Origin of the sequence: Brucella sp. JSBI001 (assembly GCF_026014005.1) — a bacterium.
Taxonomy (GTDB): domain Bacteria; phylum Pseudomonadota; class Alphaproteobacteria; order Rhizobiales; family Rhizobiaceae; genus Brucella; species Brucella anthropi.
On record NZ_CP110340.1, the window covers coordinates 44782 to 65949 of the forward strand.

Sequence of the window (21168 nt, forward strand, 5' to 3'; positions counted from 1 at the left end):
ATCCTGCGACATTTTCAATGTCAAATACGACTAGCTTGGCAGGAGCTTTTTCCCCTCGGTCCGCAAGGTGCCGTCTGGCCCGACATGCCGATAAAGGGTCGATCGGGTAATGCCTAATTCCCGGCATAGTTCCCCGACCTTCGTTCTCGGCTGGCTCATCGCAGCCATAGCCAAACGTAACTTCGCCTTTGTCATTTTCGGCGGTCTCCCTCCTACTCTCCCGCGCGCTCGCGCAGCAGAGAGGCCCGCCACAGTACGTTCTATTGTCAGTTCGCGTTCATACTCAGCCAGAGCGGCGAAGATCCCGAAAACCATCTTGCCCGCCGGCGTCGTCGTGTCGATTGATGCGCCATGTCCGGTTAGGACCTTCACGCCGATGTCTCGCGCTGTAAGATCATGAACCGTGTTCACCAGGTTGCGCAGATCGCGGCCGAGCCGGTCGAGCTTCCACACGACAAGCGTATCCCCTCGCCGCAATGCTTTCAGGCACGCGGCGAAGCCCGGCCGATCGTCGCGTTTCCCCGACGCCAGGTCCTGATAGATGTTGTTCGGATCGACTCCCGCTTGCACGAGACTATCTCGCTGCAGGTCGAGACTCTGCGAGCCGTCCACCTTCGATACACGCATGTAGCCGATTAGCATTCAGCCCCCTGTGCCAAAAACGGTCATTTTTGGGACAAATGTCAGTGTGTGCCATATCACCTCCCGAATCTGTCAGAAAACCCGTAACAAAAACAACATATCAAAAACGTCAGTTTTGGGACAGCGTTTTACGGCGGCCTTCGGCCGCAGGGTTTTCCCACAGGCTCCGGCCTTCTCTACGGCGCCATTGGGGGCGCGCTCAGGCCTCCGCCTGCTACGCCTGCTTTCCCTCGAAAGCAGGCTTCGGCCCTCCGGGCTGGAAAAACCCTTACTGCATGGAAGGCCGGCTTCGCCGGCGACTATTTCCTTGTTGAAATGCACCGATCCTCGATCCGGTCAAATTGCAGAGCCTCGCCATGCTCGCGGGCTCGCCGCTGCGCGTGGCTCCGGTTCCGGTCGCAAGCGACCGAGTTTGACCGGATCGGGCGGTTCGGTGCCATCCTGACCTATCGGGACGAGGGGCATCGCCCCTCGCCCGTTGGCGAGAAAGTTCGATCCGCCTCCGGCGCGGATCGAACAAGGGGCAAGTCCTATTCGAGGAGAGACAGGGCACGTATGAGCCCGCTTTCACTGTCGGGCGTCCAGCGTTGATAGTCGTAGACGCGGACAATGGTGCCGGCGTGTTCATCAGCGCTCGAGATGAGCGGAACGATCAGCTCGGGCAGCGTATCGAGCGATACACACGGATAGCAATCCAGGGCGCCATTTGGGCGTTCGAGCTCCACACGAAACAGGTGGGTTTGGGAATCAGTCATTGAACTCTCCGTCTCAGGGAAGGCGAAAGGGAAGCCCCCGCCGAAGCGGGGGCCGGGTGGATCAATCCCAGGGGATGACCGCCATCAGGCTTTCGTCATCCTGCCCCGGATAGCGGCCCAGGTTCGCGTTCAGCTTTGCAAAGCCGGTGTTGACGGTGAGCGTATAGTATTCGCCGCCCCTCTGGTTCTTCTTTTTCCAGATGCCGCCGATCTCGATCCGGCGGTTGCGCGGGGACTTCGCGTAAAGCCGGTAGACCGGAGCCTGAGGGTTCGTGCTCTCAACCGGCTCGCCGGTGATGTCGATGTCGAAGGTCAGCGTTGCGAGGTTGCCGGTCAGCGTGTCGGTTTCGGCGTCGATCTGGATGAAGTTTACGAGGTCAGACATTGCGCGATCTCCTTTGCTTGCGTTGTCGATGGACACGAGAAAGGACCGCACAAAGACCGGGCTGCACCCGAAGGGCCGCAGCGCAGCGGAGGACGGCATTGGCGGGCGATTTTGACTCGCGAGGAAGCGCCGCAGGCGCGGGGAAAATCGTTCGGTTATGCTGTTGCTGGCCGGGCGGACGGTCCTAGTGGCCTATTCGATCGACAACGCTGCCATGCAAAGGGATTTGATCGCTATGTCTTTGCTCTCGTCCCATTTCATTCCATAGCCGAAACCGGCATTTTGACCGGCACGGCTTCACAGTGTTCGTCCCGACGACATTGACATCAATGGCCTAGGCGTCGCGCGCACGAAACTTCCTGCTCCGTGCCGCCAGCTACGCTACACAGCTTTCGCGCCCGTCTATCGAAATGACAGTCGGCAATCTGGAACATGAACCAGGCCGGTAGCTTGGTCCTTCACCTCAAACTGTCAGCGCCGCTTTGCAAAGCGTGCACAGCTCCCTACATCTTGCCGGCAGGACCTCGATGCCAATGACCATCATCGGTATTCGCGCCGTCCCCCCGGCCTGCTTCGGCGGGGGCTTCCCTTTCGCCTTCAACAATTCGAGCGCCCTAGTTCATGGCAGATTTCGCCAAGGCCCGCAGTGTCGGCGCGAGGTGCAATTCACCCTTCGGCGAGCGGTACAGCATTGACAGGAAGTAGCGCGCCGGCTTCGCGATCTCGGCCGCGCCCGGCTTCAGCGCGGCGGACCGCACCAGCTTCTCAGCCACGATCGCGAGCGCCGCGGCCGCGTTCATCCGGCCGGCGACCTGTACGCCCGCGACCCATGTTTCGCGCGGTATTTGTATGAGCGCCCGGATTGTGTCGGCCTGCCCCTCCAAATCGCGCCAGGACGAGAAACTGATGCCATATTCGGCCTGAAGCTGGCGGCAAGCTAGCCGTAGCAGATCAAGGGTGGTTGCAGGATCATCATCACTACGTTCCCGGTCTTGCGCAGACGGTTCCGCTCGCACAGGCTCTTTTTCGAGAGCCCATTGATCGGCGGAGCCGATCTCAGAACTAAACTGAATCGATCGTGCGTTAGCGCGATGCCGTTCTCTTCTTACTAATGTCGTGGGGGTTGTAGTTGTATATGGGGGGACAGAATTGTCCTGCGCGGGGGACTCTTTACGGCTTTGATCGGCAGAATCATCATTCTGTGGCGATGACCCCGAAGGTTGCTCGGACGGCTCATACAGTGCAAGTGCGTCCTTCAGGAGGTCCACGAGCTGCGCAAGGTAGTCAGGATTTGCCCTCTGTTGGTGAAAATCGACTACGAGCGCATTGAACTTCTCCTCGAAACCCTGCGTCTCATGACCATCACGGCGAAGCTGTTCGAGCGCATCGACGATCTGCCGGGCGACACCTTGGCTTTGCCGTGTCGTCTCGCGCATCGATCGCCACTCATCAACATGAGCGCTCGCCAGTTCTTCGAGTTCCGCGAGCCGCGCTCTGGCGGGCGAGAAATCAAGGCCGAAGCTGCCCCCGCCTTCCCGATTTACATAGCGGCGACCGGTCGGGCTGTCGCGATAAGCGACAATGCCCGCCTCCACGAGCGAACGAATGGCGCGGGTGACGGTTTTCTCGCAGACGCCAAGATCATAGGCCAAACGGGCATTTGATATGGCGACGACGGGACGCTTGCCCTCTGTCCAGTCCTCTGCCGGGGAGATAGCAAGAAGCGTGTCGAGGATCTGGTAGGGATAGCCTTTTATGCCAAGGCGACCGGCGCATTTCTTTAGCGCGCTCGCAACCTGCGCCTTGGTCGCGGGGCGGTTGTCTTCCCTCATGGCAAGGGCAGCGCTGGCAAGAATGCCAGGCGTCACCCTTCTGAAACTGGCGATGGTCTGCATCGGATTCCTTTCTGAAATCCGGGCAAAGCTCACCCGTTCGCAAAAGCTGCGCTCGATATTGACAGTGAGGGAAAGGAGCCTTAGATTGAGACTTGAGTTTTTGAGATGGGTCTCTCGGAGCGACGGCAATCGCTTCTAAGATCATTCTTTCCCCCCGATGTAGCTTGCTGCGTCGGGGTTTACTTTTTCCGGGTTAGGGTTTCTCCTCGTTCCAAATCACACGACTCGCAATCGCGTCAGCCGCAAACGCTAACCGATTTGCTTGATAAAGCAAAATGATTCGGGAAATTTTCCGAGCTACAGCTTTCAAGCGAACCGGTCACAACTTGACAAGCGCTTGCGTCGTAAGGGTTTTTCCTAAACCCAAAGCCTGTGGGATCGCATTGTCGCACAAGCGCAATCGCATCATCGTGGCCGGCTTTACGAACACTTCCGGCACTGATCATCAATGACTGATTCTCTCGGTACTGGCGAATCTGCCCGCATCGTTACCCACTGCCAGGGAGAGGTGGAAGGGTTTGGGAAGGAGGAGGAGGGAACCGTCCCTCCTTCCCATGGGAGGGTGTTTGAGGGAGGGGCGGGACCGCCCTTCCCTCATGGGGGAGAGTTAGAGAGGGGCGGCTTGCCCCCCCTCTTTCGAGGGGTTTGGTCCGGTCGATCCGGGACAAACTCCTGTGCCCGCGATTTGAACCGGGCCACTAGCGCCCGTTGGATACGCGGCGGCCAGCACGATAAAAGCGCCTGCGTCAAAGGGCTGTCAGGATCGCGGTCCATGACCTCCTTTGTGTAACCAAGATTCCAGCGCTTCCACTGAAATGAATTCTTCATGTCAGCCTTCGGCCTCTATCGGACTTGAGGACGGGCAGCCTCGATAAAGGCTGCGATGGCATCTTTCCGCGTGGCGAAACCGTCCCGCATAGGGCGATCATCATTGAAGATCACAAACCATTCGCCGGTTACGAAAGTGCAATCGATAATGCCGCCTGCGTCATGTGGGTTCGTCATCATCCCGTTCGGGATTTCGCTCCATCCCGGCACGAAAGAATTCAGGGTCTCCAAATCAGTCATAGGCCGTCCTCCTTTATGGCATGGCGAGCAAGCTCCGCCTTTTCCGCAATAATCCGGTGCAGTTCCGCAACTCCGGCCTCAAGGCAGGCTCTCCCTTCGAGATGCCGGAATTGCATCCAGAAGGCGGCGCGTTCCTCGCGCGCCGGTCCTATGCCTGCCTGTTGTTCCAATTCTCCAATGGTGCCCATGGCTCATCCTTTCCCGCGCCGCTCAAGCGGCGCGACGTTCCTCGATCTCGTCAACTTCGGCTGTGATCTCGCCCGCGTCAGGCTGAAGGCTATGCAGATAGGTAACGGCACGCTCTGCATGGGATGCCGCCTGAAAAATCGCCCGTTTGTCGTTGTTCAGGACCTTGAGCCAACTCGCGATATAGGCGGCATGATCGTCGCGGGGATCGATGGCAAGGCCAAGATCGGCGGCTAAAAAAACGCTCCCAAGTTCGGCACACAATTCTTCCCGCGAATATCCCTCATCGCCCCATGCCTTGCGGCCAAAATCCCGAGCAAGGCGCGACGGGTGGCGGGTCCAGTGGATGCATTCGTGCCCGAGCGTGGTCGCATGTGCCTCGGCCGAAACAAAGGCGTCAAAAACCGGCATGCCGATGAAATCAGCATCGATCCGGTAATACGCCTTGTTTCCACCTTCGCGAATGTCAGCGCCAAGGTTGGCGAAAAAGGCATCCACATGCGGAATGCGTTCCTTGATCTCCGATCCTTCGGGCGCGGTCGCCTTGGCGTAATACTGCTCTGGCAGGTCATCGATCTGATCGGCGCAAAAAACGCTATATCCTTTCATGAAAGGAATGCGCTTTTCGATTTCCTCGCCGCTTTCTGTCGTCTCCGTGCGCTCGATGGCGTTCGCATAGACGACAAGGGCCGATTTCTCGCCTTTGCGGACTTGCCCGCCAAGCTCCTGCGCTTGCTTGTAGGTCATCCAAAACGGCGAAGAATAGCCGCGCTCGCTCGCTTCCATCCACAAAAGCACGGTATTGATACCGCGATAGGGAACGCCATTATGCCGCAACGGGCGGACCGGCGTTCCACAAGCGCCCCATGGCTGCATCCATGGGCGAGTACCCTGCTCAAGCTGTTCAATGATCCGGTTGGTGATCCGCTCGTAAACGTCAGCGCGGGGCTGTGTGGTGCTGCTTTTGGACTGTTTGCGCATGGTGTTTTCTCTCCTGATCCGCGAAGCTGTCTTCCTGTCCCGGTGAGGGGCAGGAGCCCGGCTCCTGCTCCCGAGCAGTCGGCGATCCGACCGGAGAGAGGGGGGCAACAGGCAAAACCGGAGGGGGATCACCCGCCCGAAGGGACAGGTTGCGAGGATCCGCGCGGGACGCGCAAAATCCGCGCACCTGGTCCTGCACAAGGGGGAGTTCGCCGGCAACGCCGGCGAGCTCGCCCGCGGAAGGACGGGGAAACCGGTTTTGCCTGTTGCGGGGGAGAGACCGGCGGCCGATCTCTCCCCCTCTAATTAACAGCGTGAGCCGCTATGCGGCTCGCATCGTCGAGGCCGAAGGCCGGGAAAAGGCCAAGGCCGCCGAAGCGGCCTTGGCTGCACCGCGTTAGCGGTGCTGGTCCCGATCCCACTCGGTTTTGACCGTCAGGTCTGCCTCGAAGAAGAAGGGCAGTTTCACCGCGATTTTCAGGGCGATACTGCCCCGGCGGAAGAAGTTACTGACGATCTTCGCGAGGAAAGTGCGGAGGCTGCGGCCGGTGGCTTGGAGATATTGGATAAAATTCTTCATGGTGGTAGCTCCTGTGATCTGCGTTATTGCGGAGTTACGCGAACGCCCGGACAGGGGCTTGCACCCGGAGGGGCGCAGCGCAGCGGAGCACCTTGGCGGACATGAATTTTGTTGCGCGAGGAGCGCCGAAGGCGCGGGGAAAATTCTTGGCTGACAAGGTTGCTGGCCCCTGGCCGGGTGGTAGTCTACGCAGCAATGAATAACGCAGCTCACAGGAGCGGGGCATGAAGCACATTGCTCCCTCCAAGCCACCGGCCGTAGCCGGTTTCAACGCGGCAGGATTGGAACATTATTGCGCTGGCCCGACGGCCTCATGCGGTGAAACTGCCCTTCTTCTTCGAGGCTGCGCGCAGCGCGTGGGATCGGGACCTGCGGCGCGATCGCGCCGCACCCAATGGCTTCGCGGCCCTGCCGCGACCATATTCCGCGTCAGTCCGATCGTTACCCGAATGGGCCGAAACAGGCTGGCCGCGCGCCCTGTCCGGAACAGGCCGGGATCGGCACGCTTGCGTGACGGTACTGGCCGTTGTGTAGGCAGGCGCGCGGCCTGACTGGTTCGGTGAGCCGGTGCGCCAGAACCGGCGAATAGAGCGGCGGTGCCGTAAGGCAGACGCCCAATAGACGCCCCTGCTTTTTTCTAATTGTCATGAGGCTGCGGATGGTCATATTCAAAGTTGATGCGGCAATACAACTTATGCTTTCCAAGGGTCGCCGTTCGTGATGTACGTACCGCGATCCGTCATGACGTTAATTACTCCGCTCCATTCGGTTTGCCTGACGAGCGGAATCTAGGACCGAACGGCCCTGCGCCAACGCCTGCGCTGACGAATTTCCCCGCGCCTGCGGCGCTTCCTCGCGAAGCAAATTCGCCAGCCTTTCGGCGTCCTCCACGATGTTGCGGCCCTAACGGGTGACGCATGTCCCGTGTTCGCTCCGGTGTTTCCGCATCGGCAACCGAAAAGAGGAGTAATACCGATGACTGACCTCGTGAATTACATCAAGATCGACGGCGACAAGGTCGCAGGTAACATCGCCACGATCACCTTTGATATCGACGTGACCGGCGAGCCGGTCCACAGCGAAAACCCGGCGGCTCCGGTCTACCGTCTTTACGGCAAGTCTCCGCGCAATCGCCGGATCGAAGTTGGCGGCATCTGGAAGAAGAAGAACCAGCGAGGCGGCGAATACTACACTCTTTCGGTCAACACCGGTTTCGCGAAGCTGAATGCGAACCTCGGCCGCTATCCGGGACAGGACGACGACACCCTGATGGCGGTCATTCCTTGGGACTGACGCGGAAGCGGGCGGCACTGAGCGCCGCCCGCCTTTGGCTGCTTATCGCAGCCGCGTCGATCTTCCCTCTTGCATGCGCGGCATAAAGTTGATTCTGCTTTATAAAGCGAAAATGCAAAGAGGAAGCTCTGAATGAGATTGCCGCGACTGCTGTTGATTATACCCCTCCTGTTCGCCCTCCCCTCGGGCGAAATGTCGGCGCAAGCCGCCGATACGAACTGGCCGATTTGCGGTCGCGGCAAGCGTATCACCTGCATAGTGGACGGCGATACTTTCTGGATGGATCGGGTCAAATACCGTCTTCAGGGCGTGAACGCTCCTGAAGCTGGCGATGGCGCGCGCTGCGCCAAAGAGCGGAACATGGCAGACGCTGCCACAGTGCGGCTCCAGGAGCTTATGCAAAGACCGGGGCTGACGTTTCAGCGCCGGGGCAATGACCGCTATGGGCGCGTGCTTGTGACTGTCCGGACCGCCGACGGCGAAGACGTCGCGGCGCTGATGGTCAAGAGCGGACACGGGCGAACCTATTACGGCGGATATCACGATCCTATGGAGTGGTGCCGTTATTGAATGCACCAGTGCTCGGCTTGTGCAAGTGGTGGGTCCTCGCCATGCTCGCGGGCCTTGCCCGCTGCGCGTGGCTCCGGTCCCGGCCCGAAGGCCGCCCTTGCACAAGCCTGCGCGCCGGCGCGGTGCTGAAAGCATCGGGACGAGGGGCATCGCCCCTCGCCCGCTGGCGAGGAAGTTCGATCCGCCTCCGGCGCGGATCGAACAAGGGGCATGAGAAAACTGGCGGAACGCCAAGCGCCCGGGCAGGTTCGATACCTGGCCGGGCGCTAATGGGTTTTTGGGGGAGCTGGCCGCGCCGGAGAGGAGCGCGACCAGCTAACGGCTTATTCAGCCGCTTCGGGGAACTGTTGCTCGGCTTCGACCTCGGTCATGGGAATGCGAACCGGTTCGGGAAGCCAGCCGGTGTTTGCAACCATCCGCTCGGCAATGGCAACGGCCTCGGCCTTCTTGCCTGCTGCTCGGATAGCCGTCGCGGCTTCTTCCCCTTTCACCTCGGCAACCACAGCCTCGATGCTCTTTTTGTTGAGGTGGGAAAGATAGGCATCGCCGGTCGGTTCAAACCAGTTGCGCATATCGACATTGAGGGCGCGGCCTATTTCGTTGGCATGAGCAAGAGCCTTGTCGCGTCCATGAAATTTTGCTTCCACGGCATTGAGGCTATGAGAGGCGGCGAAGGCCAGCAAGACCAGCAACTGGTCGCGAGGCTGATCAAGGCACCATTCCCATAGATCGGCGGGATTGCCGGGGATATGATCGCCATAGCGTTCCTTCAACTCCTGAAACGCAATCCCGGCCTTGCTGTTTTCGGGCTGCTTCATGGACCCTTCCAAGGGCTGATAGGTCAGCTTGATTTCCAAGGCGGTGTGTTCACTCGCATAGCGGTAGACCGCGCTCAAAAGCAGGGCATGAACCACGGCTGCGAAGGCTATATCGGGATTGTCGGCCAGTTCCACGCGAAGGGCAGCGGTCTTCTGCGCTGTCAGGTCCTCGACCAATGCCGCCGAATGGGTCAGCTTGATCGGCGCCGCCTCGCTTTCTCTGCTACCCTCATTCTCGCCGCTGTGCTGGCCTTCCTCCTGCTCCTGCTGTTCATCCTCATCGTTGACAAGGCCACGATGCACGGTTGCCCGCCCGTAGTAGTCGAGGCAAACGATCGCCCCGGCGCGCGCCAAATCCTCCGCCTTATAGGCTTCCTGCCGGTCCTTGAGGCTGTCCATTTCCTTTTCGATGGCTTCAAGCTTCGGTTCGGCGTCCTCGTCGGCGTCTCCTGCCTCGATCAATTCGGCAAGGCTGTCATATTCCTCGGCAAGCTGATCAAGCCGCTCCTGATCTTCTGCGCTAATATCTACAGGCTCCGGATAGACGCGGCTCATGCTGTAAATGTCGTCCGGCTGTGCGGAATGAACTTCAACCCATTTCCAGCCCTCAGCCTTGACGCCTTCGGCTTCGGTTTCGAGCTTTTCGAGCACCAGCCTTTCGACTAGGCCGGAATCTGTGGCATAGCCGCCGCTCTCACCGTCGAACAGATCGCGGCGAACGGTCCCGCCAGCCGCTTCAATGGCATCCAAGCCGCCAATGAAACGGATACGCTTGTCGGAAGCCGGGATTTCCTCGGAAGCCAGCATGCGCTTGATGGTGTGGGCATAACGGTTGTAACTGGCGAGGCTATTCCAAACCTGCTCCTGCCGTTCGTGGTCATCCGTGATGGTGAAGGCTGCAAGCTCGTCATAGCTCATCTCACCATTGCGGAAGAGATCGAACAGGACCGGCGACACGCGAGCCAGCGCCATGCGGCGCTTCACGTTTAGCTCCGTGGTCCCGAAACGTACTGCAATTTCGGCAGGGCTTTTCCCCTCGTCGGCCAAGGTCTTGAAGGCCATGAATTCGTCGGCGGGATGCATCCCCTTTCTGACGAAATTCTCGGCAAGGCTGATTTCGGTCGCGTCTTCGCCATCCCACAGGCCGCAATCGACGCCATGGGTTTTTCCGATTTCGCCCTGCTCTGCAAGCAGATTGAGGCCAGCCAGACGCAAACCGCCAGCGGTGACGAAATAGCGGCCCTTCTTTTCGCCCGGACGAATGACAAGGTTATGGATCAGCCGGAAATTACGCGCCTTTATGGAAGCGGCCATTTCCGCGATTTCTGCCGCCTCGTAGGTCTGGCGCACGTTCCGGGGGTCGTGGTCGAGCTTGTTGAGCGGCACTGTGATGTTGTTGGTATCGGTCATGATGTTATCTCCTATTTCCCTTTTCCCGCGAAGCGGTCTTCCTGTCCCGTAAGGGGCAGGAGCCCCGCTCCTGCTCCCGAGCAGTCGGCGATCCGACCGGCGAGAGAGGGGGGCAATGGTGAAAACCGGAGGGGGATCACCCACCCGAAGGGACAGGTGGCGAGGATCCGCGCGGACACGCGCAAAATCCGCACACCTGGTCCTGCACAAGGGCGAGTTCGCCGGCATCGCCGGCGAGCTCGCCCGCGGAAGGATGGGGAGACCGGTTTTCGCCATTGCGGGGGAGAGACGGCCGCACGGTCTTTCCCCCTGAAGGGGATCAACACGCTTGCGAAGCAAGCTCCGCTATTATCGCGTTGAGACAAATCGCTTCTTCGAGCGTTAGGGCGGCATGGCGAAGCACTTGAGCGGTATGAGAACACGAACCAAGATCAGCGACCCGATGCCCCGGCGCATCGAGCCATGCCTTGCGCTGCTTGTGTCCAAACCACCAGCAGGGCCGGACTGGTCATTTGAAATCAAGTGGGATGGCTACCGCCTTGCGGTCCATGTCGAACCTGATGGCGTCCGGGTGCTGACCCGAGGAGGACACGACTGGACGCCAAGATTCACACACATTGCCGACGATGCGCAGCAACTCGGCCACGATACAATGATCCTCGACGGCGAGGCGGTCGTTCTGGATGAACAAGGCCGATCTGACTTCGGCTTGCTGCAGCAAGCTCTCGGCGGACGTGGCGGCAGGCGTTTTGCCCGTGAGGCCATATTCTTCGCCTTCGATCTTCTCTATCTCGACGGTCGCGATCTTACGCACGAGCCCCTTTCCAAGCGGCGGCAGACGCTCGAAAAGGTACTGAACGGCCGTGAAGGCATAATACGCTACTCTGAATCGATTGATGCGGATGGGAACCAGCTCCTCGAGCGCGCTTGCGAACTCGGCCTCGAGGGAATTATCGCAAAGCGTCTCGATCGTCTGTATCGTTCCGGCCGTCATGGCGAATGGCAAAAGATCAAATGCGTGCAGAGCGACACATTCGCGATCGTCGGCTACGAACCGTCGGAAGCGATGCGCGGCGGAGTCGCCCGTCTGCTGCTTGCGGCTCGCAAGAGTGGTGAACTGGTCTACGTCGGTGGCGTCGGAACCGGCTTCACACATAAGTCCGCGCGCGATCTGAAAACCATACTGGACAGGATTTCGGCCCGAAAGGCCCCTGTGGCTCTGAAGCGAAAGAATGCTATCTTTGCCGAACCACGCTATTTCGCGGAAATCGAATATCGCGGATGGACGCGCGAGCCAAGACTACGCCACGCCTCATTCAAAGGGTTACGAGAACCTGCTGATAATTCCGAAGTGTTCGAACTGAAAGACTAGCTAACACCGGAACCTTTCCTATAGCGCTCAGAAGATGAGTGCAGCGGAGGCACTTGGGGGGAGTGTCGCAGTAGGGGTGGTTTGCTGCCTGTCGGCTTTCGTGCAGGATAGGAGTTCAGCGGACACGGGCTGCCAACTTCAACATCATTCGGAACCGCCATATGATCGACTTGACTACACTAATTACCTACAACGCAATCGTACTTGGCTTCGTTTTCATTCCTGGCCCTGCAACACTTTTAACTGTCGCGCGGGCGACCAGCTCGGGCACAAAGGTCGGTATCGCGACCGGCGTCGGTATCGCGGCTGGTGACGTTGTTCACACGTTCATGGCCATCATCGGAATCTCTGCTGTGATCGCCGCATCGGCTACTCTGTTCAGCATCGTGAAATATGTAGGTGCAGCCTATCTTGTCTATCTCGGCATACAGGCGATCTTAGCGAAAACTCCCTCGGATCCGACCGCCGCCAGAGCACTTCCGATCACCGCGCAGAAAGCATTTAGGCAGGCCATTTTGGCGGAAGTGCTCAACCCGAAGACTGCGCTATTCTTCCTGGCGTTCCTGCCTCAATTCGTCCATCCAGAGAATGGTTCCGTTGCACTTCAACTGATGGTGCTAGGCATCGTCTTTGTGCTTCTGGGCTTGCTCAGCACGGTGATCTTCGCCGTGTCAGCCGCAAGTCTCGGCAACTTTCTCCGCCGCAACCCGATCGTGCTGAAATGGCAGGGTAAGGTGGTCGGTGGAATCTACTGCGCATTAGGTGTCCGATTGGCGTTGCAAGAACGCTGAACTTCGCGAAGTCGCCTGAGTTGCTCGCACAATGCGTAACAGCATGCGCGTAAATTTGGGCGATTTCCTGTCGAGTGACACGGAATTTGGCCCTTGAGGTTATTCAAAGTCATTGAAAACAAACGTGTCAAATTAAACTGGTTTCAGATATTTTGCCCTTTTTGCCACGATATTTTGCTCTTGAAATAATAAAGGCGTTCGCGATCCGGAAAAGGTTTTTGGCACCAGGATTTTTGGCACAGCGGTGCCTGTTGACGCAAACTATTCGTCACCCGTCAAATCGTGGTCAAGCTCGTGATAGGCTTCTGGAGGAACGGGCTTTCGATCTGGCGGAAAAGATCGGCCATGTTTGGCAAGGATCTTTTGTGCCGTCTCCCATGGCTTCTCCTGGTTCATCCGGTTACGGACGGTTTCACGAAGGGCGACGATTACAGCATCGGTGATGCTTGTGCGGTCAATGCGCGCAAGCTCGCGCGCGAGCCTATCGGCCCTCCGGATTGCGAATATGCAGTGCCATTTGAGTAGCTCCAAGGCGGCCGACCTCTATATTAAAATTGAAGTCATACTAAAAGGGGTCGTTTGCGGGAGGGGGCGGAATCCTACGCTAAGGCTTTGGCCAGCGATATTCTCCGGTGAGATTGATGTGTTCCCATCCGAGCGGCGAAACATGGGCCAAGAGATCGGGCGATAGCAGCTTTCCATCGCGTTTCTGGTTTGCAACGACCTCGCCGAGCTTCATGGTGTTCCAGAAGATGATGATGGCGGCGAGCAGATTCATGCCGGCGATGCGGTAATGCTGGCCTTCGGCGGAACGGTCGCGGATTTCACCGCGGCGGTGGAAGCTAATTGCCCGCTTCAGCGCATGATGAGCTTCGCCTTTGTTGAGCCCGATCTGGGCACGCCGTTGGAGTTCGGCATCCAGAATCCAGTCGATCATGAACAGGGTGCGCTCGACGCGACCGACTTCCCGCAGGGCTGTCGCGAGCTCGTTCTGCCGCGGATAGGAGGCGAGTTTCCGCAGAATCTGGCTTGGCGCGACGGTCCCGGCAGCAATGGTGGCGGCGATGCGCAGGATGTCGGGCCAATTGCGCTCGATCATGGCTTGGTTGACCTTTCCGCCGATCAACGCTCGCAGGTGCGCCGGGGCGGCCGACGGATTGAACGCGTAGAGCCGTTTGGATGGCAGGTCGCGGATGCGCGGAGCGAACCGGTAGCCGAGAATGGCACATGCGGCAAAGACGTGATCGGTGAAGCCGCCCGTGTCGGTGAACTGCTCGCGGATATGGCGTCCAGCATCGTTCATCAGCAGGCCATCGAGGATGTAAGGCGCTTCGCTTGCCGTTGCAGGAATCACCTGGGTTGCGAACGGCGCATATTGGTCGGAGACGTGGCTATAGGCTTTCAGGCCCGGGGTATTGCCATATTTCGCGTTGACCAGGTTCATGGCCTCACCTTGCTCTGTAGCGACGAAGAACTGTCCGTCGCTCGAAGCCGACGTGCCCATGCCCCAGAACCGGGCCATGGGTAACGCTGCCTGTGCCTCGACCACCATGGCCAGCGCCCGGTCATAGGCTTCGCCCTCGACATGCCACCGTCCAATGCGGATCAATTCCCAGAAGGTGTGGGTGTTTGTCGCATCCGCCATTTTGCGCAAGCCGAGGTTGATCCCTTCCGCCAAGATAACGTTCATTAGCCCGATCCGGTCAGCGCAGGGTGCTCCTGTGCGCAGATGGGTGAACGCTTCGGTGAAGCCGGTCGCCGCATCCACCTCCAGCAGGAGATCGGTGATGCGCGTGGGCGGGATCTGCTTGTAGAGATCGAGCACCAGATCTTCGGCGCCTGTCGGCGCGGCGGCTTCGAGTTTCTCGATATGCAGAACGCCGTTTTCAATCGACCCGCCCGGGATCGTGCCTGCGCGAGCGGCACGGCCAAGCTCGCGCAACCGCATGTCGAGGCGAGCTTGCCGGTCTGCCAGCCATTCCTCCGGCCGCAATGGCACAGCGAGACGACCGCCTTCCGCGATGGATTGTGCCGGAACGAGTGCGTGTTTCAGATCGCCATAGCGCCGGGACCTAGTAAGCCAGACATCTCCGGAGCGGAACGCATCGCGCAGATGGAACAGCACCGCGATCTCCCATAGGCGAGCGTCGCCAGCCCTCTGGGCCCGAAGGTGGCGATGCCATTTCGAGCTGGGCCGCAAGAAGCTGGTCATCGCGGCATCGTTCAAACCGGTACGAAGGGCCGTCACCGCTTCCAGAAGCGGCAGTGCAACGGGCGCAGCTCGCAGATCGAGCAGGCGCAACATGCGTGGAGCGTATCGGCGGAAGCGGTGATAACCGTCGAGCACATGATTGAGCGGATCGTCGGCCATGGTGGCGGTCAGCCTGGTTGCCATTGCAACAAGGGTTTTTAAGCCGTCCCACCCTGACCCACTCGCGATGACATCGCCCAGCGGCTGGCCATCATCCTGTGCATCGACCAGGGCGCCCCCGATCTCGGCGAAGGATTTCAGGGTGTCACGCACCACCCCCGCTTCGTCTGCGACCTTTGCATGGCAAATACGCTCCGAAGCACGGTAGAGACGGCCGACGATCCGGTCGTGGGTTTCGACCACTGCGTCGGCCAACATCGCCTGCCATTCCGAGACGCAAACAGCCAAGATCGCAAGCCGCCTGTCCTCCGGGAGATCGCGCATGCCGTCGGCATAATACCGTTCACCCTGCCTGCGCAGACGAGTCACCCGATGGGCAGGAACGCCGGCAAGCAGATCCTCGGGGAGATCGATGCGTTGCAGATATTCGAGCCGGTCGAGCAGCCGGTTGGCCGACGAAGAGTTCGAGCCAGGCTCGAACTGGCGCAGCCACACAAAACGGGTCACCCGATCATCAGCCGTCTCCTCGAGCAATGCCAGCAACTGTTCTCGGATCGACATAGGCAGCCGACTGGCGATCCTCGTCTCGATGCGTCGCTCGGCATCGACGAGAGCCGCGGCACAAAGCCGCTCGATCGTGGATGTCGCGGGAAGGACAGTGCGGGTGCGTCGGCACTCGGCTACGAAGCGACGGGCGATATCCTCGTTCGACACCGCCATCTCGGCTTCTCGGAACAACCATTCCTTCAGCTCGCTCGCACCACGTCCGGAGAAGGTGCGGAAGCCGTAGAGCCCCCGTAACTCGGCAAGATGCTCGTGCCGTGTTTCCTCGCGGGCAGCATAGTCTACGAGATCGTCGGCACCCAGGCCAAGCTGCGCTCCGATAAATTCGATGACCTCTGCAGGGATCAGTTCGCCTGGAGCCAGCACCCGGCCGGGATAGCGCAGGACACACAATTGCAGGGCGAAGCCGAACCTGTTGTGAGCGCGCCGACGCAGCCTGATATGCCCAAGGTCTTCATCACTCAGCGTATAGTGCTTGAGCAAATCCGTCTGTGAAGTCGGCAAGCGCAACAGCGCGTCTTTCTGCCGATCGGTTAGAGTGACGCGACGCGGCATACATGTTCCTTTTTCAAAATCTGATAGCGTTCAAGACGCTTTGTTTATGAAGCTGGTTGAGATACATTTCCAGAGGTCAATGCAATCGTGGCCGAAGCGCCGCCTCAAACCAACGTTTGTGATACATGCTGATCGGATATGCCCGCGTCTCCAAAGCCGATGGCTCGCAGTCTCTCGACCTGCAGCACGACGCCTTGCGCGCCGCAGGTGTCGAACGGGACAATATCTATGATGATCTTGCTTCCGGCGGTCGTGATGATCGCCCTGGCTTGACTGCCTGCCTCAAGTCATTGCGTGACGGCGATGTGCTGGTGGTCTGGAAGCTCGATCGCCTCGGACGATCGCTTGCCCATCTGGTCAACACGGTGAAGGAGCTGTCAGACCGCAAGATCGGCCTGCGGGTTCTGACTGGAAAGGGCGCTCAGATCGACACCACGACTGCGTCCGGTCGCATGGTGTTCGGAATCTTCGCCACCTTGGCCGAGTTCGAGCGGGATCTGATCCGAGAGCGCACCATGGCGGGTCTCGCCTCCGCGAGAGCGCGCGGTCGCAAGGGCGGACGAAAATTCGCGCTCACCAAAGCTCAGGTGCGTCTCGCGCAAGCCGCCATGGCCCAGCGCGATACTTCAGTTTCCGATCTCTGCAAGGAACTCGGCATCGAGCGCGTCACTCTCTACCGATATGTCGGTCCCAAAGGCGAGCTCAGAGACCATGGAAAGCATGTTCTCGGACTTACGTAGCAACTCGTTTCTTTTCGCAGGTTGAGCCACCTCCGCGCTTCATCAGAAAACTGAAGGAACCTCCATTGAATCGAACTAATATTTTTTTTGGTGAATCGCATTCTGACTGGTTGCCTGTCAGAGGCGGAGAATCTGGTGATTTTGTTTTTCGACGTGGTGACGGGCATGCCTTCGCGAAAATCGCACCTGCTTCCCGCCGCGGTGAGCTCGCTGGAGAGCGTGACCGCCTCATTTGGCTCAAAGGTCGAGGTGTGGCTTGCCCCGAGGTGATCAACTGGCAGGAGGAACAGGAGGGTGCATGCTTGGTGATAACGGCAATTCCGGGAGTACCGGCGGCTGATCTGTCTGGAGCGGATTTGCTCAAAGCGTGGCCGTCAATGGGGCAGCAACTTGGCGCTGTTCACAGCCTATCGGTTGATCAATGTCCGTTTGAGCGCAGGCTGTCGCGAATTTTCGTCCGCGCCGTTGATGTGGTGTCCCGCAATGCCGTCAATCCCGACTTCTTACCGGACGAGGACAAGAGTACGCCGCAGCTCGATCTTTTGGCTCGTGTCGAACGAGAGCTACCGGTGCGGCTCGACCAAGAGCGCACCGATATGGTTGTTTGCCATGGTGATCCCTGCATGCCGAACTTCATGGTGGACCCTAAAACTCTTCAATGCACGGGTCTGATCGACCTTGGGCGGCTCGGAACAGCAGATCGCTATGCCGATTTGGCACTCATGATTGCTAACGCCGAAGAGAACTGGGCAGCGCCAGATGAAGCAGAGCGCGCCTTCGCTGTCCTATTCAATGTATTGGGGATCGAAGCCCCCGACCGCGAACGCCTTGCCTTCTATCTGCGATTGGACCCTCTGACTTGGGGTTGATGTTCATGCCGCCTGTTTTTCCTGCTCATTGGCACGTTTCGCAACCTGTTCTCATTGCGGACACCTTTTCCAGCCTCGTTTGGAAAGTTTCATTGCCAGACGGGACTCCTGCAATCGTCAAGGGATTGAAACCTATAGAAGACATTGCTGATGAACTGCGCGGGGCCGACTATCTGGTATGGCGCAATGGGAGGGGAGCAGTCCGGTTGCTCGGTCGTGAGAACAATCTGATGTTGCTCGAATATGCCGGGGAGCGAATGCTCTCTCACATCGTTGCCGAGCACGGCGACTACCAGGCGACCGAAATTGCAGCGGAACTAATGGCGAAGCTGTATGCCGCATCTGAGGAACCCCTGCCTTCTGCCCTTCTCCCGATCCGGGATCGCTTTGCAGCTTTGTTTCAGCGGGCGCGCGATGATCAAAACGCAGGTTGTCAAACTGACTACGTCCACGCGGCGATTATAGCCGATCAAATGATGAGCAATGCCTCGGAACTGCGTGGGCTACATGGCGATCTGCATCATGAAAACATCATGTTCTCCAGTCGCGGCTGGCTGGTGATAGATCCCGTCGGTCTGGTCGGTGAAGTGGGCTTTGGCGCCGCCAATATGTTCTACGATCCGGCTGACAGAGACGACCTTTGTCTCGATCCTAGACGCATTGCACAGATGGCGGACGCATTCTCTCGTGCGCTGGACGTCGATCCGCGTCGCCTGCTCGACCAGGCGTACGCTTATGGGTGCCTTTCCGCAGCTTGGAACGCGGATGGAGAAGAGGAGCAACGCGATCTAGCTATCGCGGCCGCGATCAAGCAGGTGCGACAGACGTCATACTAGATATCAAGCGACTTCTCCTATCCCCTGGGAACACATCAATCTTACCGGAGAATATCGTTGGCCAAAGCCTTAGCGTAGGATTTCGCCCTCTCCCGCAAACGACCCCTAAAAAAATGTTGACATGACTCGCTGAGTGGGTTGTATTTTGAATAAATACTAAAAAAGAGGGACAATGAGCGATCTCGCCAAAATTATCGAGGCTGATCAGCAGCCGCTAGGAAAGCGTTTGCGTAGCCGCCGAAAGGCGTTGAAGCTGACGCTTCAGGAAGTTGCAGATCAAGCAGAACTGTCAGTAGGATTCATATCTCAAATCGAGCGCGGCATTGCCGTGCCTTCCCTCGTTTCACTGGTTGCCGTTTGCCGGGTGCTTGACGTCGATGTGGGAACCTTTTTCCAGAAGTCTCAGCCTCAGGGGCCAATTACACGTCGAGATAATAGACCGCTTTATGGCCTCGGCTCATTGACGGGAAAAGATGTTACTTACGAGAGGTTATCGGCGGCCTTTCCCGGCAATATTCTGCGCTCGACATTGATCCACGAACCTCCGGGCTTTCGAAGTGAACCGACATCTCATGAGGGGGAAGAGATCTATTACATCGTTCGCGGTTCGTTGACGCTTGAGCTGGAAGGCGAAATTACGATCCTGAACGAGGGCGATACCGCACATTTCCCGTCCTCCCAGACACACGTTACCTGGAATCATACAGGCGACACGACGATCGTTTTTCACACATGCACAATGGACGTGTTCGGTGACGAAAATCAGGGGACCGGTTCGGAAAATGTCCTTGCTGTAACAAGAGCTGTCAACCGACGTGGTGCACCAAAATAACAACAAATAGGGGAACTAAAATGAGATCTGGCATCAAACTGTTATTGGCCGCATTTTTGGCCACTACATCTATCCAGAATCAAGCGACCGCAGACACCGTACTCAGGCTTGATGAGTCGCCCGTTGGCGAACTCGATCCCGCCAAAGCTTCAGATTACGCCGACTCCATTCTGATGTTCAACATCTATGATGCACTGGTAGTTCCCAAACAGGGAAAGCCTGGCTATGAGCCGTTTATTGCTGAATCATGGGAAAGCACTGACGGCAAGGTCTTTACGTTCAGATTGCGCGACGATGTAAAATTTCAGAGCGGAAATCCGCTTACCGCAGATGATGTCGTCTTTTCGCTTGATCGCATGCGCGCCCTTGGCCAAGGCTGTCATACCTCTTCGACAAAGTGGAAAAGGCAGAGGCGATAGATGCTTCAACTGTCCGTTTCACCTTGAAAGAAATCTATGCCCCTTTCATTTCGGCACTCACGCGTCTGCCTATTGTCGACAAGAAACTCGTAATGGCCAATCTGGGGGATGGCAATGGTCCTATGAAGGACTGGGGCCAGGCATTTCTTTCGAACCATGCTGCTGGCAGTGGTGCTTACACCGTCATTTCGCACAATCCGCAAGAAGAGACGGTAATGGCCAAGAACCCGGCTTATTTTCTCGGAGTGCCCGCTACAGCGCCAGATAAGGTGCGTCTGCGCTATGGCCTGGAAGCAGCCACTGTGCGCACGTTGATTGCGCAGGGCGAGCACGAAATCTCCTCGCAATGGCTGCCTCCGGAAGTACTCAAGTCGCTCGCTGCCGATGGAGCCCAATTGCTCACAGAAAGGGGAACGTCCGGGTTTTATATCAAGCTGAATACGACGAAGCCTCCTTTCGACGACGTTAACTGCCGCCTCTCAGTCAGCTACGCCTTTGATTATGGTACGGGCGTTAAGATGGTGGCCATCACAGACAATGTTTCCCTGGGCAGTCCTGCTACCGGACCACTCCCGGTCGGCATGTTGGGAGCTCTTCCCAATGAACAACCCCTCAAGCAGGACCTCACCAAGGCGAAAGAATATCTCAGCGCGTGCAAATATAAGCCAGAGGATATGAATATCGATATATCCTGGACGGGTGAGGTTCCAATAGAGGAGCGGTTCGCACTCCTTCTGCAGGCCAATCTCTCGCAGATTGGCATAAAGGCGAAAGTCAGCAAGGTGCCTTGGGCTCTATTCTCCGATCAGGTATCAAAGGCCGAACGTACACCCGTTGTCTCGCAGGTCTTCGTGAACACGATGACGGGTGATCCGGATACTCTCCTATCTAACATGTATCATTCGAGCGCTGCGGGTACCTGGATGTCGCCAGAACATCTGAAAGATGAACAAGTCGACGCTCTGCTGGAGAAGGCTCGTACAACACTTGATGAAGCAGCGCGTGCCAAGATCTATGAAGATCTCAATAGGCGGCTGCTCGCAATCGCCCCCTCGATTTTCGCTCAGGATCAAATTTCAGTCTTCGCCGCTTCTGACAAAGTCTTGGTTCCGGCGCTGACTGATCCGTCCAAGGCCTTCGCGCTAGCCGGGTTCGGCATGAGTTTCCGCCTGATGGAAATGAAGCAGTAGTTACCGACGAAACCCGGGTCGTTCATTAGCGGCCCCGCCTTTCAAC

General features: G+C 58.2%; 20 protein-coding genes and 1 pseudogene. 9 read left to right on the top strand and 12 right to left on the bottom strand.

All coding sequences use genetic code 11. The features are described from left to right. Positions 1–30: 30 nt before the first annotated feature. From LJ361_RS23205 to LJ361_RS23245, 9 genes are all read right to left on the bottom strand, one after another. Entirely contained in the window at positions 31–642 is a 612-nt protein-coding gene (locus LJ361_RS23205; RefSeq protein WP_113732128.1) for a recombinase family protein, read from the bottom strand. Positions 643–1172: 530 nt separating this feature from the next. Further along, entirely contained in the window at positions 1173–1397 is a 225-nt protein-coding gene (locus tag LJ361_RS23210; RefSeq protein ID WP_113732127.1) for a hypothetical protein, read from the bottom strand. Positions 1398–1458: 61 nt separating this feature from the next. Then, positions 1459–1782, bottom strand: a complete 324-nt coding sequence (locus LJ361_RS23215; protein WP_100560382.1) for a DUF736 domain-containing protein — start codon at positions 1780–1782, stop codon at positions 1459–1461. A gap of 614 nt (positions 1783–2396) precedes the next feature. After that, complete coding sequence (gene repC, locus LJ361_RS23220) at positions 2397–3677, bottom strand: plasmid replication protein RepC (protein ID WP_100560285.1); 1281 nt, start codon at positions 3675–3677, stop codon at positions 2397–2399. An 843-nt stretch (positions 3678–4520) separates the two neighbouring features. Next, entirely contained in the window at positions 4521–4745 is a 225-nt protein-coding gene (locus tag LJ361_RS23225; protein WP_100560283.1) for a hypothetical protein, read from the bottom strand. Further along, the gene (locus tag LJ361_RS23230) at positions 4742–4933 is read right to left on the bottom strand and encodes a hypothetical protein (RefSeq protein WP_264813617.1); all 192 of its coding nucleotides are present in this window, start codon (positions 4931–4933) and stop codon (positions 4742–4744) included. Before LJ361_RS23230 ends, LJ361_RS23225 begins: the two co-directional genes overlap by 4 nt. A 22-nt stretch (positions 4934–4955) precedes the next feature. Further along, positions 4956–5912, bottom strand: coding sequence for an ArdC family protein (locus tag LJ361_RS23235; RefSeq protein WP_264813618.1), 957 nt, complete (start codon positions 5910–5912; stop codon positions 4956–4958). A 397-nt stretch (positions 5913–6309) separates the two neighbouring features. Continuing rightward, a complete protein-coding gene (locus tag LJ361_RS23240; RefSeq protein ID WP_100560277.1) occupies positions 6310–6492 on the bottom strand; it encodes a hypothetical protein in 183 nt (60 codons plus the stop codon). A gap of 441 nt (positions 6493–6933) precedes the next feature. Further along, a complete protein-coding gene (locus tag LJ361_RS23245; RefSeq protein ID WP_264813619.1) occupies positions 6934–7140 on the bottom strand; it encodes a hypothetical protein in 207 nt (68 codons plus the stop codon). A 327-nt stretch (positions 7141–7467) separates the two neighbouring features. Between LJ361_RS23245 and LJ361_RS23250 the strand changes: the two genes are divergently transcribed. Together LJ361_RS23250 and LJ361_RS23255 are read left to right on the top strand one after the other, a co-directional pair. Continuing rightward, complete coding sequence (locus tag LJ361_RS23250; protein ID WP_100560273.1) at positions 7468–7785, top strand: DUF736 domain-containing protein; 318 nt, start codon at positions 7468–7470, stop codon at positions 7783–7785. A 132-nt stretch (positions 7786–7917) separates the two neighbouring features. Continuing rightward, complete coding sequence (locus LJ361_RS23255) at positions 7918–8355, top strand: thermonuclease family protein (protein WP_113731491.1); 438 nt, start codon at positions 7918–7920, stop codon at positions 8353–8355. Between the two features lie 323 nt (positions 8356–8678). On the opposite strand, the gene LJ361_RS23260 is transcribed toward LJ361_RS23255, so the two are convergent. Then, the gene (locus LJ361_RS23260; RefSeq protein WP_193603353.1) at positions 8679–10583 is read right to left on the bottom strand and encodes a ParB/RepB/Spo0J family partition protein; all 1905 of its coding nucleotides are present in this window, start codon (positions 10581–10583) and stop codon (positions 8679–8681) included. Between the two features lie 412 nt (positions 10584–10995). Between LJ361_RS23260 and ligD the strand changes: the two genes are divergently transcribed. Together ligD and LJ361_RS23270 are read left to right on the top strand one after the other, a co-directional pair. Next, positions 10996–11955, top strand: a complete 960-nt coding sequence (gene ligD, locus LJ361_RS23265; RefSeq protein WP_264813638.1) for a non-homologous end-joining DNA ligase — start codon at positions 10996–10998, stop codon at positions 11953–11955. A 161-nt stretch (positions 11956–12116) separates the two neighbouring features. Further along, positions 12117–12746, top strand: coding sequence for a LysE family translocator (locus LJ361_RS23270; protein WP_113334177.1), 630 nt, complete (start codon positions 12117–12119; stop codon positions 12744–12746). 261 nt (positions 12747–13007) lie between these two features. On the opposite strand, the gene LJ361_RS23670 is transcribed toward LJ361_RS23270, so the two are convergent. After that, positions 13008–13277 carry a type II toxin-antitoxin system VapB family antitoxin gene (locus tag LJ361_RS23670; protein WP_193603355.1) on the bottom strand — a complete coding sequence of 90 codons (270 nt, stop codon included), beginning with the start codon at positions 13275–13277 and terminating at the stop codon, positions 13008–13010. A 73-nt stretch (positions 13278–13350) separates the two neighbouring features. Continuing rightward, positions 13351–16236, bottom strand: coding sequence for a Tn3 family transposase (locus tag LJ361_RS23280; RefSeq protein ID WP_001138082.1), 2886 nt, complete (start codon positions 16234–16236; stop codon positions 13351–13353). A gap of 125 nt (positions 16237–16361) precedes the next feature. Here LJ361_RS23280 and LJ361_RS23285 point away from each other — a divergent pair, with 125 nt between their 5' ends. The 5 genes and pseudogenes from LJ361_RS23285 (at position 16362) to LJ361_RS23305 (ending at position 21122) form a co-directional block, all read left to right on the top strand. Then, positions 16362–16976 (top strand): recombinase family protein, encoded by a 615-nt coding sequence (locus LJ361_RS23285; protein WP_000904906.1) that lies wholly within the window; start codon positions 16362–16364, stop codon positions 16974–16976. Between the two features lie 65 nt (positions 16977–17041). Next, positions 17042–17845 carry an aminoglycoside O-phosphotransferase APH(3'')-Ib gene (aph(3'')-Ib, locus tag LJ361_RS23290; protein WP_264813621.1) on the top strand — a complete coding sequence of 268 codons (804 nt, stop codon included), beginning with the start codon at positions 17042–17044 and terminating at the stop codon, positions 17843–17845. Beyond that, entirely contained in the window at positions 17845–18681 is an 837-nt protein-coding gene (locus LJ361_RS23295) for an aminoglycoside O-phosphotransferase APH(6)-Id (protein WP_000480968.1), read from the top strand. Before aph(3'')-Ib ends, LJ361_RS23295 begins: the two co-directional genes overlap by 1 nt. A 172-nt stretch (positions 18682–18853) precedes the next feature. After that, complete coding sequence (locus LJ361_RS23300) at positions 18854–19513, top strand: helix-turn-helix domain-containing protein (RefSeq protein WP_113731494.1); 660 nt, start codon at positions 18854–18856, stop codon at positions 19511–19513. Between the two features lie 173 nt (positions 19514–19686). Next, a pseudogene (locus LJ361_RS23305) lies at positions 19687–21122 on the top strand (ABC transporter substrate-binding protein). Positions 21123–21168: the final 46 nt, after the last annotated feature.